The organism is Microbulbifer epialgicus, from assembly GCF_041447265.1.
Classification (GTDB): domain Bacteria; phylum Pseudomonadota; class Gammaproteobacteria; order Pseudomonadales; family Cellvibrionaceae; genus Microbulbifer; species Microbulbifer epialgicus.
The window spans coordinates 12,807-30,027 of record NZ_JBGMEK010000055.1 but is presented as its reverse complement, the minus strand read 5'-3'; the positions used below and the strand labels follow the sequence as shown (position 1 = coordinate 30,027).

The 17,221-nt window shown below is 50.0% G+C and carries 15 protein-coding genes and 1 other RNA gene; 10 read left to right on the top strand and 6 right to left on the bottom strand.

The window, feature by feature from the left end; translation table 11 throughout:
• Positions 1–243: integrase core domain-containing protein (locus ACCI49_RS18035; protein WP_371840492.1), on the top strand; the 243-nt coding region annotated here is incomplete at its 5' end.
• A 77-nt stretch (positions 244–320) separates the two neighbouring features.
• Here ACCI49_RS18035 and ACCI49_RS18030 read toward each other — a convergent pair.
• The gene (locus tag ACCI49_RS18030; protein WP_371840546.1) at positions 321–2,138 is read right to left on the bottom strand and encodes a DUF885 domain-containing protein; all 1,818 of its coding nucleotides are present in this window, start codon (positions 2,136–2,138) and stop codon (positions 321–323) included.
• Between the two features lie 472 nt (positions 2,139–2,610).
• A complete protein-coding gene (locus ACCI49_RS18025) occupies positions 2,611–3,546 on the bottom strand; it encodes a universal stress protein (RefSeq protein WP_371840544.1) in 936 nt (311 codons plus the stop codon).
• Here ACCI49_RS18025 and ACCI49_RS18020 point away from each other — a divergent pair.
• Positions 3,532–3,741, top strand: a complete 210-nt coding sequence (locus ACCI49_RS18020; protein WP_371840543.1) for a hypothetical protein — start codon at positions 3,532–3,534, stop codon at positions 3,739–3,741. The two genes, ACCI49_RS18025 and ACCI49_RS18020, sit on opposite strands and share 15 nt — an antisense overlap.
• 34 nt (positions 3,742–3,775) lie before the next feature.
• On the opposite strand, the gene hda is transcribed toward ACCI49_RS18020, so the two are convergent.
• Together hda and ACCI49_RS18010 are read right to left on the bottom strand one after the other, a co-directional pair.
• Positions 3,776–4,489: a DnaA regulatory inactivator Hda gene (hda, locus tag ACCI49_RS18015; RefSeq protein ID WP_371840541.1), complete on the bottom strand. Its 714-nt coding sequence runs from the start codon at positions 4,487–4,489 to the stop codon at positions 3,776–3,778.
• Between the two features lies 1 nt (position 4,490).
• Complete coding sequence (locus ACCI49_RS18010) at positions 4,491–5,588, bottom strand: DUF2066 domain-containing protein (protein WP_371840540.1); 1,098 nt, start codon at positions 5,586–5,588, stop codon at positions 4,491–4,493.
• A 276-nt stretch (positions 5,589–5,864) separates the two neighbouring features.
• On the opposite strand from ACCI49_RS18010, the gene purM reads away from it, so the two are divergent.
• From purM to ACCI49_RS17985, 5 genes are all read left to right on the top strand, one after another.
• Positions 5,865–6,926, top strand: a complete 1,062-nt coding sequence (purM, locus tag ACCI49_RS18005) for a phosphoribosylformylglycinamidine cyclo-ligase (protein ID WP_371840539.1) — start codon at positions 5,865–5,867, stop codon at positions 6,924–6,926.
• Positions 6,926–7,579, top strand: coding sequence for a phosphoribosylglycinamide formyltransferase (gene purN / locus ACCI49_RS18000; RefSeq protein ID WP_371840538.1), 654 nt, complete (start codon positions 6,926–6,928; stop codon positions 7,577–7,579). Before purM ends, purN begins: the two co-directional genes overlap by 1 nt.
• A gap of 96 nt (positions 7,580–7,675) precedes the next feature.
• Positions 7,676–8,380 (top strand): DUF3108 domain-containing protein, encoded by a 705-nt coding sequence (locus ACCI49_RS17995; protein ID WP_371840537.1) that lies wholly within the window; start codon positions 7,676–7,678, stop codon positions 8,378–8,380.
• 249 nt (positions 8,381–8,629) lie between these two features.
• Positions 8,630–10,045, top strand: a complete 1,416-nt coding sequence (locus ACCI49_RS17990; RefSeq protein WP_371840536.1) for an OmpP1/FadL family transporter — start codon at positions 8,630–8,632, stop codon at positions 10,043–10,045.
• Between the two features lie 504 nt (positions 10,046–10,549).
• Positions 10,550–11,335, top strand: a complete 786-nt coding sequence (locus ACCI49_RS17985; RefSeq protein WP_371840535.1) for a type IV pili methyl-accepting chemotaxis transducer N-terminal domain-containing protein — start codon at positions 10,550–10,552, stop codon at positions 11,333–11,335.
• Between the two features lie 136 nt (positions 11,336–11,471).
• Here ACCI49_RS17985 and ACCI49_RS17980 read toward each other — a convergent pair whose 3' ends face one another.
• Both ACCI49_RS17980 and ffs read right to left on the bottom strand, forming a co-directional pair.
• Complete coding sequence (locus ACCI49_RS17980) at positions 11,472–13,334, bottom strand: M2 family metallopeptidase (protein ID WP_371840534.1); 1,863 nt, start codon at positions 13,332–13,334, stop codon at positions 11,472–11,474.
• Positions 13,335–13,572: 238 nt separating this feature from the next.
• An RNA gene (gene ffs / locus ACCI49_RS17975) (signal recognition particle sRNA small type) lies at positions 13,573–13,670 on the bottom strand.
• A gap of 128 nt (positions 13,671–13,798) precedes the next feature.
• Between ffs and ACCI49_RS17970 the strand changes: the two genes are divergently transcribed.
• The 3 genes from ACCI49_RS17970 (at position 13,799) to ACCI49_RS17960 (ending at position 17,082) form a co-directional block, all read left to right on the top strand.
• A complete protein-coding gene (locus tag ACCI49_RS17970) occupies positions 13,799–14,641 on the top strand; it encodes a 6-pyruvoyl trahydropterin synthase family protein (RefSeq protein ID WP_371840532.1) in 843 nt (280 codons plus the stop codon).
• Between the two features lie 56 nt (positions 14,642–14,697).
• Positions 14,698–15,414, top strand: coding sequence for a 16S rRNA (uracil(1498)-N(3))-methyltransferase (locus ACCI49_RS17965; protein ID WP_371840531.1), 717 nt, complete (start codon positions 14,698–14,700; stop codon positions 15,412–15,414).
• A 315-nt stretch (positions 15,415–15,729) separates the two neighbouring features.
• The gene (locus ACCI49_RS17960; protein WP_371840529.1) at positions 15,730–17,082 is read left to right on the top strand and encodes a substrate-binding domain-containing protein; all 1,353 of its coding nucleotides are present in this window, start codon (positions 15,730–15,732) and stop codon (positions 17,080–17,082) included.
• The last annotated feature ends 139 nt before the right edge of the window (positions 17,083–17,221 follow it).

Below are 17,221 nucleotides of genomic sequence, written 5' to 3'. Positions count from 1 at the left end.
AGGCATCCACAAACCAACGGCATCTGTGAGCGCTTCCATAAAACCATTCTACAAGAGTTCTACCAGCCTTCATTACGCCGGAAGATCTATGGATCAATAGAAGAGTTACAAAAGGATCTGGACGAATGGCTCACATATTACAATAATGACCGTACCCATCAGGGTAAAAAGTGTTGTGGCCGCACTCCGATGGCAACACTTGAAGATGGAAAAAGCATCTGGAAGGAAAAACTCGTAAACTGAATTTGACCTGACAAAGCACCTTCTGAAAAACCGGTAACTGTCAGATCAAGTCTGAACTACTACATATTAAAACTCTCCTAGCCTTTTTTAGTATTGATCCACTGATCAATCTGCTGTTCCAGTATCGCTAGTGGAACAGCACCATTGGTCAGTACAACATTGTGAAATTCACGAATATCAAAGTCACGTCCCAGACTTTTATGGGCTCGCTCACGCAGCTCCAGCATTTTCAACATTCCAGCTTTATAAGCTAGAGCCTGACCAGGCATTACCAGGTACCGTTCAATCTCTGTGGTAACTTCACTTTCTATCATACCTGTTTTCTCCACCATATACTCGATTGCCTCTTCTCTGCTCCAGCGCTTGTAGTGCATTCCGGTATCCACAACTAGACGCACAGCCCGAAACATCTCTGCCTGCAATCGTCCGAGGTCATCATAGGGGTTATCCTGAAAACCGGCCTCCTTGGCTACTTGTTCAGCATAAAGGGCCCACCCCTCAGCATAAGCGGTAAACAATCCCATTTTACGGAAAGTGGGAACACCCTTTAATTCCTGGGCAATCGCTAACTGGAAGTGATGACCGGGAACTGCCTCGTGATAGGCCAGGGTACGCATACCAAATTTTTTAGTCTCACGCACATCGCGCAGATTTGCGTAAAATACACCAGGTCGGGAACCATCCATGGCAGGGGGGTTATAGTAGGCACCCGGCGCACCCTGCTCTTTAAACTCCGCAACACGACGAACCTCAACCCCCTTGGTCGGCTTAATATCAAAATAATCATCAAGCCCTTCATTAACTTCATCTATAATCGATTGATAATCCTCTATAATTTGCTCTCGCCCTCGATCTGAATCCTCATAGAGGAACTGTGGATCATTATTGATTCCAGCAAAGCGAGTACTGATTGAACCACTATCCAGACCAACAGAAGCAAAAATACGGTTCATCTCACCTTCAATTCGCGCTACCTCCTTCAAACCAGTACGGTGCAGCTCATCAGGAGTCAAGTTTGTAGTGGTATGACTACGTACCTGATAGGCATAGAACTCATCGCCTTGAGGTAACGCCCAAACACCATTATTTTGTGTGACTTTAGGCCGCAATTCATGATAATAAGCGATCAGCCTTTTGTATGCCGGGTAGACTTCAGCATCTATTAATGCCTCTCCTCTCCCGAGAATGCGTGTGCGCTCCTGATCAGGAAGGTCTTCAATTTTATTCAGACGCTTTTCCAGTGACGTATAGAGAATATTTTCGTGAGCAGGGACATCAACAAATCCCCGCATCTCTTCCAGCACACTGTCGATAACAAACCGGGGCGGTAGAATTTTTCTTTGTTCTCGAGTCCTCAGCCCATCCAATACCTGAGAAAATTTTCTATCCACTTCACTTAAACGGGAGAGATAATAATCGGCCTCTTTGATATTATTGATCTGATGTACTTCAGCCAGGAACTCCGGCAGGCCATTTTGCACTCCAAATATTTGATTGAGCGGATAGTTATGATGTTTCCAGCGCTCTCCTTCCACCATATTCGCTAGAAAATGTTCAAAGACATCGTAGGAAATTACCTCCTGCTCACCAAGAGCGTATCGATCATATTCCCGTAAAACCGCTAACTCATCTTTCGCTATCTGCATTTGGCGCTGAAGCTCCTCCTCAGAAACGTCATCAAGGTGAGCGTTATGCCCATCAATTCCGAATTGCTCAAGCACGCGCAGTTGCGAAAGAATCTCCGGACTGGTACTTCCGAGCCTGATAAAGGCCCGCTCGAAGTAGACGTTAATCGACCACGGTTTAAAATAGATCGCATTGACCGCAAAAACCGAGACAGTTAAAACCCCAAGCAAAAATATTCCGCCAAACCATTTGGCTATCTTTTTTATCATTATCATTTCCTCCTAACTTGCATATCCATTCTCACTCTATAACCAAGTTAGGCACAAGCACTCTGCCTTCCCACTACGCTGAACTAGTTGAATTAAGCGGCAGAACCCTGAATTTAGATAATTTAGAGGTTAAAAAGTGGCGGCCTACTGAAAATCTTTTTTATTATTGAAGGTCTCAGTTGGCACTAAACAGCAACTTACTCTCCCCAACAATCCCATGTGGAACTTAAGTCCCCTATCGCAATAAAACGGCAGCTACTAGCAGCTACTAAAAAGGGGGAAGGAAAGAATACACTTCTCTCGCGACATGCTGTGGGCACCTCGTTCAGAATCGGCATCCATGCCACATACGGTCTCGTGTGAAGTATTTTCTTCCCCTATGCCTTTTTAAGGTCTTTATTTAGAGCACTTAAACTGGTCGCGATGAACTTTCACAAAGATATTGAAATTGCCTGAGCAAAGAGTCTAACAACTAAAGTTTGATCGGGGACTCGAAGTCACTGGGTTTTAGCGCAAGTAGTGAGCAACTAACTTTCTGCAGGATATTCTCTGCGGTATTACCCATAATAAATCCAGGTATTCCCGCACGACCTACAGTTCCCATCACCAGTAAATCAAGCTCTTCTTCATCGATCAACAGCGGAATAAAGTTATCTGGGTGGGCAATAACATGATGCACCTGCATATCCCCACCGATACCAGAGGCACGAATCAGCACATCCAGTTTCGAGCGATGGCGGGAACGGGCTGCTTCGGTCGCTTCGTCCAACTCTTCCTCAGAGGCACTCAGGGGAAAGTGGCGGCGCAAGTATTCATCCACATCGTAGTCCCAGCAGGATATAACATGCAGGGTACCACTACAGCTGTCCGCCAATACCCGCGCCCATCGCAACAGGCGAATCGCCAAATCATAAGTGCTGGCCTCTTCACACTCGGGGTCAATCGCCACCGCCACGCGAATTTCTGTGTGCGTTCGCTCTATCGGGCGGCACAGCCATACCGGGCAGGGACACTTGCGAAGCAATTCCATGTCGATGGCTTTAAAACCCTTGCGCTGGGTGCGCCCCTCCACATTCTTGATCACCAGGTCGTAGCCACCGGATAATACTCGGCGAATTACCCGCTCGGCGGGGCGGGGTCCGCAGTCGGACTCGATCTCCAACACAATTTGGTCTTTTGGCAGCTTCATTTTTTCCTGAGCGGATGCGATCTCCCCCCTTACCCGCTCCAGCATGGCTTTAACACACAGCTCACCAAATTCCTCAAAGCCCTCGGGCACAGCCGGACAAACCAACAGCACCTTGATGGTGGCATTATTGTTGCGCGCAACAGCAAATGCCTGCAGCAGGCCGCTACTTTCATCCTCGGCAGCGTGGCTCACATAGAGGATCCTATGAACAGTTGGCATATCACTCTCCTCGAACTGCGGGCTTTGGAAGTAAGCGAGGGCGGCAATTCGCGCACGATCCCCTGGCCGCCACCACTTGATATTGTCCGCTGGCTGGATTTCAAAGAGGAAAGACTCAGCCTATTCCAGATGGTAATAAGTGAATGGGAGAAGGGAGGAGAAATGCCCAGTGAAAATTTATTGCCCAAGAGGTGACCGGCAAGTCCATTTTCAGTCAGCCCCTCAAAGGCTAGATATCCAGTACCTGCTTTACGAATGGAATAGTAATCTTGCGCTGGGCCATCAAGGAAGCCCTGTCCAGCTGCTCCAAACACAAAAACAGTGCCCGAGTATCCCTTGGTGCACGGTGCAAAATGTAATGAGCTACATCCTCTGGCAGGTCAAAGCCACGGAGGCAGCTGCGCCTACGCAGGGCGGCAACTTTATCCTTATCGTTCATAGGCTGGAGCTGGAACACCAGGGACCATTGCAGACGCGACAGTAAATCGGCTAAGGCTATATCCATTCCTCGGGGAGACTTGCGCGCGCCAAGTAACAGCTGCCTACCGCTATCCCTGACACGATTGTAAAGATGGAACATGGCTGTCTGCCAGGGCGGCTGCCCCTCCAAAAGGTGCAAGTCATCAATACACACCAGGTCCAGCTGTTCCAGGCCATCCAGAATCACTGCCGGGTCCATCGCCATCAATTCGGCCATTGGCAGGTATTGAAAGCTACGGCCATTGGCCTCGGCACTTTGGCAAGCAGACTGCAGCAGATGGCTTACACCGCTGCCAGCTTCACCCCAGATATAAATCACCGACTCGGGATTCTGCCCACTGGCAAATGACTGTAATAGCGCCACAACCTGACGGTTAGGGTCCGAGTCAGACAGGTAAAAGTTATCAAATGTGGCATCATCCCGCAGGGATACTCCCAGCGGCAGCTGTTGCGGAATACTCATCTCAGTCCCAGCGATAACGCAACGGATTATCAGCGCTGCCCAATGGCGCACGGTAACCATTTAAGTCGATGGCATCCCCGTCGCTATTTGCTCGCAGCTTATGATTCAACGCCAGGGCGTCGCGCAGGTTACGCAACCCCACAGATGTGACCAACGCCAAACGCATCCGGTCGCCCTCGACGGAGAGCAGGTCCGCGCTGCTGACCTGCGCCAAGCCTCGCAGATATGCTGAAGCCTCCGCATAGTCGGCAAAACTGCTCACTCCCGACAACTCGACAATAACAGCTCCCTGCTCGGCATCCTGGCCTTCCGGGCGCACCGCGTAGCGCTGGGCCAACAAATTGGCCATCTGGTTAACGCCACGCAAGGCCACCTCTTCCATTGAGCCTCCACTACTGTCGAAAGCATAACTGCGACCGCCATGGATCAATAGCCAGTCCGCCTTCCAGCGGCGCCCAGAAGCTTGCAACAGCCGCCCCATAAGCGTGGCATCGGGACTGTAGCGTAGGGCTGCACGCTCGGCAGCCGACTCGTCTTGGGCCCAGAGCGACCCCAGCGGCATGTTGCGCTGGTCATTGAGGTCCATGACAGGAAAGTCCAGGGGCACCCCGCGCTCTATTGCCATTGCCTCAAGCACAGAGAAGAGTTCTGGGGCATCTTCCTCGCGAAGAATACTACGCCCTTCTTTCAGCGTATCCACCGCCAACCAAATCAGTGTGCCTGGACGGTTGTTTGGCCACATAGGCAAACCCAACTGATGGACTTGTCGCGAGATGGCTTGGGGATCAAAGGAAAGGTGAAGGTAGAGTTGGTTGTCTTCGCTGGTATAGCGGTAACCCTGGACTAACTGCTGGGCCTTCGGCAAAAGCGACTTCAGGTTGGGATTATTACCTATGCTGGCATCCCCCGTGACACGCACAAATACGCGCTCCAGCCCACGACTACCGGCAGCCGCGCGGTCTGTGGCGCCGCGACTCGGCACAGCTTCGACCACTTCGTACAGGTCCGAGATAACTCGAGCCTGGACTGGCAGGATTAAGACACCAAACAACAGTGCCAGCAACTGCAACACCAATCCCTGCCGGAGCAGCTTGTGCATAGGATTTCTCTCCAAACCTCATTCCACCCCGTGAGCTTGCACGAAATTGTTATTGGTGTGCAAGACGCTAAAATCCACGGTTAGGACAAAAATTGAGGCTATTGTATCAGCGTCGGCGGCTTCTCTCAGCCCCGAGTTCTCACTATTCGTGTATTTCAACGGGTCAACTTGAAGATAATTTCCAGAATCACCGACTGAGATGCCGTCTGGGCGTGGCTACCTAGCCAAGACCCGGCTAGAATACGCGCCCTTCGAACACCCACCGCAGGAAGAATCATGAGCGATTCCAAGCCGCAATCCACTCAAACATCCCTCTCTTATAAAGATGCCGGTGTCGATATCGACGCGGGTAACGCCCTGGTAGAGCGTATCAAGCACGTTGCCAAGCGCACTTCCCGCCCGGAAGTGATGGGCGGCCTGGGCGGCTTTGGCGCTCTGTGCGAACTGCCTTCTGGTTATAAAGAGCCAGTTCTGGTCTCTGGCACCGATGGCGTAGGCACAAAGCTGCGTTTGGCAATGGACCTGGGCATTCACGACAGCATCGGTGTTGACCTGGTTGCCATGTGCGTAAACGACCTTGTCGTTGCCGGCGCCGAGCCCCTTTTCTTCCTCGACTACTACGCTACTGGCAAGCTGAATGTGGACATTGCCACAGAAGTGGTATCCGGCATTGGTAAAGGCTGCGAACAGGCTGGCTGTGCCTTGGTAGGCGGTGAAACTGCTGAAATGCCTGGCATGTACGAAGGGGACGACTACGACCTGGCCGGGTTCTGCACTGGAGTAGTGGAGAAGTCAGAAATCATTGATGGCAGCAAAGTAAAAAGTGGTGACGTGCTGATCGGCCTCGCATCCAGCGGCCCCCACTCCAATGGTTACTCGCTGATCCGCAAAGTCCTGGAAGTGCACGCTGCCGACCTGCAACAAGATATCGATGGCCAATCCCTGGCAAAAGCTCTGATGGCTCCAACCCGTATCTATGTCAAAAACCTTCTACAACTGATGAAAAGCACACAGGTAAACGCGCTGAGTCACATCACCGGTGGTGGCCTGCTGGAAAACCTGCCACGCGTATTACCGGAAGGCTGCCGCGCTCGCGTGGACGTCAGCAACTGGGAAATGCCCCCGGTATTCCGCTGGTTGCAAAATGCAGGCAATATCGATGCCCGAGAAATGTACCGCACCTTTAATTGTGGTGTCGGCATGGTAATCTGCGTGCCTGTTGATCAGGCGGACAAAGCCCTGGAAACCCTCAAGCAGCTGGGTGAAAAGGCCTTTGTCGTGGGCAACATCGAAGATGCCGCCGAAGGCTCTGAGGCTGTCGAGCTGGTGAACCTGTAATGTCTCAGAGTGTATGCAAAGTCGCCGTGCTAATCTCAGGCAGCGGCAGCAACTTGCAGGCACTATTGGATGCCTCGGCGCAAGCCGGGGCGCCCTTTTCTGTCTGCTCTGTGATCAGCAACAAGCCTGAAGCCTATGGTCTGACTCGTGCTGCCGAAGCCGGGGTCACCTCCTCGATCATTGATCACCGGGAATTCCCCAACAGAGAAGATTTTGACCAAGCTCTTATTGCAGAGATCGATAGCTGCCAGCCAGACTTGGTTGTCCTCGCAGGATTTATGCGTATTTTAACGCCTGAGTTTGTACGTCATTACAGTGGGCGCCTGCTTAATATTCACCCTTCTCTGCTGCCCAAATACCAGGGGTTACACACCCACCAACGCGCCTTGGATGCCGGTGACAGCGAACACGGCGCTACGGTGCATTTTGTCACCGAGGAACTCGACGGAGGCCCACCCATTGTCCAGGCCGTAGTCCCTATAAAGAAGGGAGATACAGCAGATTCACTGGCCAAACGGGTTCAGGTACAGGAACATGTCATATACCCTATGGCGGTAACTTGGTTCGCGGAGAAACGGCTGCATATGCTCGACGATCGCACCCAGCTTGATGGCGAGTTACTGCCCCGTAACGGAACCCGAATTCACTGCTAAGCCCGGTGTTAGCTGGCGGGAAAAAAGTCCTTCAATGTACATTGCCTTTCCCGCCAGCTAATATTCAAGAGGATTCAGTTTTAGCGGGGCTCTGTCGTGCGCTTATTAGTTTCCTCCCTGTTTCTTTTTCTTTTCACCGGCCAATCCCTGGCCAGCCAACTAGAACCTTTCAAAGCAACTTATACTGCTCGCTTTAACGGCATCAGTGTCACAGCCACTCGCGAACTCACCGGCCAGGAGGGCAATTGGCGCCTGGATTTCAGCACCAACACCCTGTTTGCCTATATCAAGGAGTACTCCCGCTTCACCGACCGGGACGGTAGCATCACTCCCTACCATTACGAGTACCGCCGCAAAGGATTGGGACGCGATCGCGGCACTGTACTGAATTTTGAGCCCGAAAAAGGCCTGGTACTCAATGTCTCCAATCCCGACAGGGATATGAAAGATGTGCCACCACATATACTCGACAAGGTGAGTTACCAGATACAGTTGGCGCTTGATGTTGCCTCAGGTAAAGAGGACCTGCAGTACCAAATCGCCGACGGCAAGAAGATTCGCAATTACACTTTTGCCCGGGAAGGCACTGAAACTCTGGATACTCCCATGGGAGAAATAGAAACTATCAAAGTGCGGCGAGTAAGAGACGCGGATTCTGCAAGAGAGACAACTGTCTGGGTTGCCCCCCAGTGGAACTATGCGCTTGTGAAGCTAGTTCAAAGAGAAGAGAATGGCAAAAAATACCAAATTACCCTGACAAAACTATCCATCAATGGAAAAAGTGTCAGCGCAGGCCAATAAAACACCAACCTTCCGTGAGGCAAAAAAAATATCTCCTTAATAGATGGATTTTTGCCTCCTTTCTCTTTATAAAGTGACTCCTTTCCCTTGCCCGGGCAATTTTTTATTGCCAAACTTTTTATATAGGGAATTTGCTACAAAAATGGAAGGTATTTAAATAAGTCTAACGACCTTCCATCCATATCTCGGCATTTTTTCACATGCAGCTTATGGTTTTCAGTAAATCAGTAGACTTAGAGATGGGCTCTCATGAATAAGAAATATCTGCGACACGCAGTTCTGGCCGCAGCAATCGGCTCCGTTTCCCAAGGCGCAATGGCAGCAGGTTTCTACCTGCAGGAAACCAGCGCATCCGGCCTCGGCCGCGCTTTCGCCGCCGAAAACACCATCGGTGATAATGCCTCTATCCTCGCGCGCAACCCCGCGGGTTCCGCGCTGTTTGATACTTATACCATTACCGGTGGTATTACCTATGTTGATCCCAATATCGACGTAGCTGGTGATGTGACGTATTTCGGACCAGTCGCCCTTCCGGATGGAAGCGTTATCATCACTGACCTCCTCACTGTACCAGCCGATGCTGATGACTATGCCACCAGCGCCTGGATTCCGAATGGCTACTTGGCAGCACCGATCAACGATGAGTGGTCTTGGGGCTTGGCCATGTATACCGATTTTGGCCTTGAAACCGATTTTCCTGATAGCTTCCCCGCCACTCTTATTGCAAACCAAACTGAACTGCTGACCGTTAATATCCAGCCATCCATCGCTTACGATATTAATGACACCTTGAGCCTTGGCGCAGCCATAAACTTTCTCTATGCCGATGCAAAATTAAACACCAGCTTCCCCACCGACTTTCCTTTAGGCGCGGCTCTGGCGCAAGTAATTGGGTTTAACCCTGAAGGCGCCACCCTCCTTAATATTGAAGGTGATGGCTGGGATGTGAGCTGGACAGTTGGTGCCCTCTGGCGCATTAGCGACAATACCCGTGCCGGTATTTCCTACCACGCCAAGTACGACCCAAAACTGAAGGGCGATATCAGCTCCGATATTATACCGCCAGGCGCCCCATTTGATGATGTCAGCGGCTCCCTAACACTTAACCTGCCAGACACCTTGGAGCTGGGCTTCTACCACCGCTTCGACAGCCAGTGGGCCCTAGCGCTCGGTTACATGTGGACCAATTGGGATAGGTTTGAGCGCCTTGAAGCATTTGTCCCCTCAGCAGGCGAAGGGTTCAACCCTCTTCCGCTTAAAGAAGAGAACTTCAAAAGCGGTTCTCGCTTCAGCATTGCTGGCGAATATTTCTACAATGATAAAGCAACCATTCGCTTTGGTTATGCCTACGATCAAGGCGCAGCACGCGATGGATTCAACCGCAACGAGCAAGAAGAAATTCTTGCAAATACCGGCCTGGACCTCCCAATTACTTGGCGCACCTTATCCATTCCCGATACGGATCGTCAATGGCTTACACTTGGCGGCACATACCATCACACTGACAAGTTAAGCGTAGATGCTGGCATAGCCTATCTTTGGGGAGATGATGAAAAGATTCAGGAAATCAACAATCTTCAAAACCTATTCCTTACATACTACGATGGCGGAACCACTAAAACCGAGGCTTGGTTATTTAGTGCAGCGATAAACTATCGCTTCTGATTGACAAATCCCCCATGATAATAAAGGCTCCACCTCCGGTAGGGCCTTTATTGCTTTTAGGCCCGCAAAAGCCCCGTTCCAAACCTTCCTGAACGCCTCACCTATACCACCATAATCCTCGCATGGGAAAAAAGGGGTAGATATCATCTCAAGCAAATTTGCTATAAACGCCCCTAAATTAATTGAAGCCGCAGGTTAAGCTGAAAACTCAACTCTATAACTCCTCCTCATCGATTAAATTCAGGCAAAAACTCAAACACAAAGAGCGATCTCAAAAATCATACTCTTTCTTGAGTTTTGTCATGGCGACACACAAGACACCAAGTAAAATATCAACAGTAAGATATTCGACCTTAGACCTTACCGCTATGAAAAAGAACTGCGAAAACAGCCACCAAGGGTACCGAGTCAGCATTGATGTCAGCAACAGATTACATCCTTAGAGTCAGCCTGACCGAGTTCAAATCTAAATTGAAAAGCACGTCAAACTAAAAAAGTAAAATCATGAAGTTATCAGCATTATTTTTCTTGTTAATCATAAGCTTGGATGTCTCAGCCTTTACCATGGGGGACGCCATCAATTTAGCTGGTCGGCAGCGAATGCTGTCTCAGCGTATCGCCCAAACTTATATCTTACGCGGAATACAGCCTGAGGCAGAGCGCCATGAAAAAATCTTTTCAAGATCCATCCAGGAATTCAAGCAAAACCACGAAAAGCTAAGCAACTTTCAGGATGCGGAAAAAATAAAAGGCCAACTTATAAAAGTACAAAAAGAGTGGGAAGCATTTGAGCAGATAACTCGACAACCCGTCAGCAAGGAAAGCGCCACCGAATTATTTGAACGAAGCAACACGCTTTTGTCCAGCGCACATACTTATGTTATAAAACTGCAACAACTCGCACAGCACAACAGTGCAGAGCTAATCAACATTGCCGGTCGCCAACGCATGCTATCCCAGCGTATAGCCAAGAACTATGCCGCTAAACTCTGGGAGGTATCCCCAGACAGCTCCCAAAATGGATTGCAGCAGGATCTTACTGAATACTCCAACCGCCTGAACCAACTTCTGGACAGCCCTCTCAACACACCAGAAATCACTCACAATCTACGCAAAGCGCAGGACCACCTAAATTACGCTAACCGCGGATTCGAAGGGGAGATGAAAATATCTGAGAAACGGCAGATTCAAGTGATTACAGGTACCACTGATCTGATGCTACGCACCATGAATGTTATTACCAAACAGTATGCCGAGCTATTGGACTCCAGAGAACTATTATTAAACTAAGCGCTAAGTTTAAGTTCGGCACGAAAGAAATCCAGAAAGTACAGGGAAGTGAAGAAGACAGCAGAACAATAAAAAAGGGGAAGTAAAACTCCCCTTTTTTATTTAACTCACTAAAAAATATCGGATATCTAACAGGTTACCAGCCGCACTGACGTCCCTGGTTCTGCTCCTCCAAGTAGGCCATTAAAGGCTGGAAGTAATCAATAATAGCTGAGGCATCCAGGTCGCGCTGGCCGGTCAGAACTTCCATAGCATCGGGCCAGGGTTTGCTAGCTCCCATAGCCAGCATAGTACGCAACTTCTTGCCCGCTTCATCATTTTTATAAATGGAACAGCGGTGCAGGGGCCCGGTTTCACCAGCGGCTTCACAGAGCGCTCGATGGAACTGGAATTGCTGGATGCGCGCGAGGAAATAGCGGGCATAAGGCGTATTGCCAGGGATGTGGTACTTGGCACCCGGATCAAAATCTGCTTCAGTGCGCTCCACTGGAGCCTCAATACCTTGATACTCCTCACGTAGCTGCCACCAAGCCTTGTTGTAATCAGAAGGCTGCACCTCACCATTGAATACCTGCCAGCGCCATTTGTCGACCAGTAAACCAAACGGTAAGAAGGCAATCTTATCCAGCGCCTGCTGCATCAGATAACCAATATCTTTGCTCTCATCCGGCACCTCATCCATCAACCCAATCTCCTTGAGGTATTTCGGGGTGATAGACAGAGCAATGGTGTCACCCACCGCCTCGTGGAAACCGTCGTTGGCGCCCTCCTTATAGAGGAAGGGTTGGTCCTTATAAATGCGCTGGTAGAAGTTATGGCCCAGCTCATGATGGATGGTGACCAAGTCTTCGCCGGTTTTGTTAATACACATCTTGATGCGAATATCATCCTGGCCATCCATATTCCAGGCGCTGGCATGACAAACCACATCGCGATCGCGGGGCTGGGTAAACTGGGAACGCTTCCAGAAAGTTTCCGGTAGCGGCTCAAAGCCGAGGGAAGTGAAAAACTTCTCCCCCACCTTGACCATATCTTTCTCGCTCATACCGGAATCTACGACCAGCTGAGTCAGGTCGTAAGGAGCCTGCATATCCTCATCTTTAACTAACTCGTAGATATTGCCCCACTCCTGGGCCCACATGTTACCTAGCAGATGTGCGGGAATCTTGCCCTGGGCGGGTGCGACATCATCACCGTAGTGCTCGTTCAGCTTGGCGCGCACATGGCAGTGCAAGGCCTCGTACAAAGGCTTCACTTTGCCCCACTGAGTATCCATATCTGCGGCAAAGGCATCTGGCTCAATGTCGTACTTAGAACGCCAGAAAACGCTCAGGTTGTCATAGCCCAGCTCTTCGGTTCCCGCATTGCCAATTTCTACTTGGCGCTCATACAGGGGCTTCATGGGAGGAGACACCCTTCTCCAGCCAACCCACAAATCTTTGAGCAGCTCAGGGTCGCGATTGGTCGCCATTACACGACCCATTTCGGTAAGGGTGTAGCATTTCTCCGCACCCTCTTCTTCCCGGCAATATTTTCCAGCGCCATACATACCCTGCATTTTAGAGCCAATCTGAGCCAGCTCAGCGGTCAATGCCGGGTCTTTGGGGGCTGGGAACACCAACCCCTGCTTCAACATAGTCAGCTTACGGCGTGTATCTGCATCCAGCTCCAGGTTATTGAATTTGGCTGCTTCAGAGGCCAACTCTACAGCCAGGGTGGTATAACGCTCGGAAGCCAGTGCCTCTACGTACTGGGAGTCCACATTGATGTAGGTCGATGCCAACCAAGCGGCGTGGCTCATCTCCTGGGCCATCTTCTCTAAGCGGGCCTGAGCATTATCCAGAAAAGCTTGGGCGTCTCTGACCGTTAATTGGCCTTGTTCAACCACAGCGCTTTCCGCGGTAGTCTGGGCCTGACCAGTAGCTTTAGACGCCTGCTGACCACTGTCGCAGGCGGAAAGCGCTACCGCGGTCGCGATAGTAAGAGCAATTTTTTTCATCTTCCCCTCAGATCATCATTATTGGGCTTAGTTATAACTGTCGCCGTTTATAGCATAAGGTCCATATTCTCATCGACGCCAGGCGCAATCCGCCATACCAGATCGACACAAAATACCTTTTTTTAATCATTTTCTGGGGGAAAATACGGCTCTAATCTCGCAATTTTACGGTGTGAAAGCGCTATTACTGGCAAGAGGGGGGAAAGTAAATACAGGATAGGAGTGATGATGGAGGCAGCCCAACCAGCAACACCCTCGGCACATGATACCACTGCTACCGTTGCTCCCTTCCGGGCCTGGCGGGGTTCACAGCTGCTCATTGCGAGGGGACCGGAAGGGCCGCCACAACGATCTCCGGTGCATCCGAAGAGGGCGCGATTATAGAGACATAAAGCCACAAGTTCCAGCCCTATTAACAGGTTATAATAGACGTCTAGTATTTTACCCCTTCAATAGAGTTACTCATGCACCTTTTTGTCGATAATTTAACCAATGTTGACTTCAGCTACTTAGATCACCAGCGCGGGCTGGTAGGAGAAACCTGGCTGGCCAATGCCGCCCTTGAAGGTGCCCTCGATCATCAGGGTATGGTTTGCGACTTTGGTATCGTTAAAAAGACTCTGCGCCACTGGCTGGATGACCAACTCGACCACCGCCTGCTGGTACCCACCCAAGCTCCTGGACTGACAATTACCAATGAAGTTGGTCAGATATCACTCACTTGGCAGCTGGCAAGTGGCGAGCAAATTGCCGTATCCGGCCCCGAACAGGCTTTCGCACTGGTGGAGGCTGCCGCTATTAATCGGGATACAGTAGCGCACTGGAGTGTTCAACAACTGGCCAGCTCCTTTCCTACCAGTGTCGAACAACTCAAGCTCAACTTTGAAGAGGAAAAAATAGAAGATGCCTTCTATCACTACAGCCACGGACTGAAAAAGCATAAGGGCAATTGCCAACGAATTGCCCATGGTCACCGATCCCGCATCCAGATTTTTTCTGCTGGCGAACGCAATAAACAATTGGAACAAGAGTGGGCAAAACGCTGGGAAGATATCTACCTGGGCACCCGTGAAGACTTACATGAAGAGGGGGAGAAAACCTTAAGTTTTGCCTATCAGGCCCAGCAGGGGGATTTCACCCTGGAGCTTCCCGCGCGCTGCTGTGAGATTATCGACTGCGATACTACGGTGGAGCAGCTGGCCCAATATATTGCCAATTCTTTAGCCGAAGGGGCGCCCGGTATAGAGATCACCGTGCGAGCGTACGAAGGCCTGGGTAAAGGGGCAATTGCCTCCGCCCAGCGGTAATTTTTTACGCAGAACAAAGCAAGCCAATCTCTATACCCAGCAAAGGTCAGCAGATTTTGAACCTGATTGTTTTACAGGAAACTGATTTCATCGACTCCACGCATGTACGTCTCACAGGCCGCAGATTGGAGCATATTACCCAGGTCCATCGGGCTACTCCGGGGCAGCGAATGCGTGTTGGGTTACTCAATGGCAAAATCGGCTCTGGTGAAATCACTTCTTTCACTGATCAACAAGTAGAGCTAAGAGTGGGATTGCAAGACAGCCCTCCCCCACCATTGCCACTTACAGTGATTCTGGCATTACCGCGCCCAAAAATGTTAAAACGGATTATTCAGCATATCACTGCATTAGGTGTCAAAAAGCTGGTTCTGCTGAACAGCTACCGCGTAGAGAAATCTTATTGGCAAACCCCCTGGCTGGAGCCCGACAAACTATTCGAACAGTGCCTATTAGGGCTTGAGCAGGCTGTGGATACCCAGATGCCGGAAATCATCTTACGCAAGCGCTTTAAGCCCTTTGTGGAGGATGAGCTGCCCGAGTTAACCGCCAATTCGCTAAAATTGGTTGCCCATCCGGTAGGTGGCGATGCCTGTCCCGTTGATATCCATAAGGCAACCACCCTGGCGATTGGCCCTGAAGGTGGCTTTATTCCCTACGAAGTGGAAAAGCTTCAGGAAACCGGTTTTCACTCGGTGCACCTGGGAGCACGTATTTTGCGAGTAGAGACTGCATTACCGGTACTAGTAAGCCGCCTATTTCCCGCCCGCTAGCTTTTCCCAACTGAGCGGGTAAAGGGGTTACTGATTAAAATCAACTGTCTTTTACTTGCTCGCCGTCTGCGGGATCCCCGCCCCCCATAATTCCACCCCACCTTTAAGCCATCGCCTCAGTACTCTCAAACCTTTTACAAACCGTTAATCTTACATACCTCACAATTTCAAAATTCCATTCGATAATTCAATGTAAATCACACTTACAACCGGAGATTGAGACTTTTGCACGTTTTATTCATCAAGGTTTCATCATTTTGTAATAAATAAGACATATTTTGCGGCCTCGTTTTTCTTCCCTATGGGTGAGTTCTTATGTACCTGTTCTTTCACCGACTAAGTTATATCTTGTCACTTTTACTGGGACTAACATTTACCTCAGCCACTTCAGCTGAACTACCTGCATTCGATACAAATGCTTCTGGTTTGCTGTTCACCCTGCACGGTTCAAATACTATCGGAGCACAGTTAGCGCCCAACTTAATCCGCGACTATCTTTCCGCAAAAAGTGCCAAGAACATTCGTGTGATACCAATGAACAAAGCTAATGAATTCCGGGTTCAAGCAGACACTGGTCAAAATACCATTTTTGTCGATATTGCTGCACACGGATCAAGCACAGGTTTTAAAGGACTTATGCAATCTCAGGCAGACATTGCCATGGCTTCCAGACCTATCAAGAATACAGAATTTGCGGCACTCAACCGTCTTGGGGATATGCGCAGTAGTCGCGCAGAGCATGTTATTGCCATCGACGGCCTGGCAATCATTGTGCATCCCAACAACCCCATCCAAAAACTGACCTTGCAACAGATCGCCTCTATCTTTTCCGGGAAAATCACAAGCTGGTCCCAGCTCGGCGGCAACAAGAGTCAAATCAAAGTCTATGCCCGCGACAACCAATCGGGTACCTGGGATACCTTCAAAAGCCTGGTTCTGGGTAAAGGCCATACTCTGATCAACAGCGCCGAGCGATTTGAGTCCAACGATCAACTTTCCGATATTGTTGCAGCAGATCCAAATGGTATCGGTTTTGTCGGGCTGGCATCGATCCGTCAATCTAAAGCTATCGCTGTTTCAGATAGAGATACCCTACCCCAGACACCAGAACATCTCACCATTGCAACAGAAGATTATCCCCTCTCACGCCGCTTGTTTTTATACACGCCGGTTTACTCAGTTAAACCTGTCGCTAAAGAGTTCCTAAGCTTTGTACAGAGTGAGTTGGGTCAGGCACAGGTAAAGTCCACCGGATTTATTGCCCAAACCCCAATCGGTGTAAAGCCCGAAGGGCTGCGCGAAGGCCCCGAGGAATATTTGACCCTGACAGAGAATGCGGAGCGATTGAGTATTAATTTCCGCTTTTCCGAAGGCAGCGCCTTGCTGGACAATAAAGCCCAGCAGGACATCCAAAGGCTGGCGAGCTATATGCAAAAACCCCAGAACCGCGAACGCCGTTTACTGCTGATCGGCTTTGGTGACGAAAAGGTCAGCCCAGAGCGCTCAGTAGTTTTGTCCAAATTGCGCGCTGTAACCGTACGATCTGCACTTCGCGACCACCAGATCAACACTACACCTGTTCAGGGGTTCGGTGCCTATCTGCCTATCGCATCGAACAAATCCAGCAGCAAAATCAAAAATCGCCGGGTTGAAGTGTGGCTACTGTAGCTTGAATACCCTGCCATTTCTCAGGGCCAGAGAAGAAAAGCGATACCGGCGGGACTAGGAAAATACGACGGGAAGTACCGCAAGGGCCTTCCTTTTTTTAATACTGAGTTATCGCCAACGACTAACTTTAAGAGCAATA

What these genes read in the sequence shown, in the direction of transcription:
- ACCI49_RS18010 (WP_371840540.1), bottom strand. Translation starts at nt 5,588, where the DNA reads ATGCACAAGCTGCTCCGGCAGGGATTGGTGTTGCAGTTGCTGGCACTG.
- ACCI49_RS17985 (WP_371840535.1), top strand. Translation starts at nt 10,550, where the DNA reads ATGAAGTTATCAGCATTATTTTTCTTGTTAATCATAAGCTTGGATGTC.
- ACCI49_RS18025 (WP_371840544.1), bottom strand. Translation starts at nt 3,546, where the DNA reads ATGCCAACTGTTCATAGGATCCTCTATGTGAGCCACGCTGCCGAGGAT.
- ACCI49_RS17960 (WP_371840529.1), top strand. Translation starts at nt 15,730, where the DNA reads ATGTACCTGTTCTTTCACCGACTAAGTTATATCTTGTCACTTTTACTG.
- ACCI49_RS17980 (WP_371840534.1), bottom strand. Translation starts at nt 13,334, where the DNA reads ATGAAAAAAATTGCTCTTACTATCGCGACCGCGGTAGCGCTTTCCGCC.
- ACCI49_RS17970 (WP_371840532.1), top strand. Translation starts at nt 13,799, where the DNA reads ATGCACCTTTTTGTCGATAATTTAACCAATGTTGACTTCAGCTACTTA.
- hda (WP_371840541.1), bottom strand. Translation starts at nt 4,489, where the DNA reads ATGAGTATTCCGCAACAGCTGCCGCTGGGAGTATCCCTGCGGGATGAT.
- purN (WP_371840538.1), top strand. Translation starts at nt 6,926, where the DNA reads ATGTCTCAGAGTGTATGCAAAGTCGCCGTGCTAATCTCAGGCAGCGGC.
- ACCI49_RS17990 (WP_371840536.1), top strand. Translation starts at nt 8,630, where the DNA reads ATGAATAAGAAATATCTGCGACACGCAGTTCTGGCCGCAGCAATCGGC.
- purM (WP_371840539.1), top strand. Translation starts at nt 5,865, where the DNA reads ATGAGCGATTCCAAGCCGCAATCCACTCAAACATCCCTCTCTTATAAA.
- ACCI49_RS18030 (WP_371840546.1), bottom strand. Translation starts at nt 2,138, where the DNA reads ATGATAAAAAAGATAGCCAAATGGTTTGGCGGAATATTTTTGCTTGGG.
- ACCI49_RS18020 (WP_371840543.1), top strand. Translation starts at nt 3,532, where the DNA reads ATGAACAGTTGGCATATCACTCTCCTCGAACTGCGGGCTTTGGAAGTA.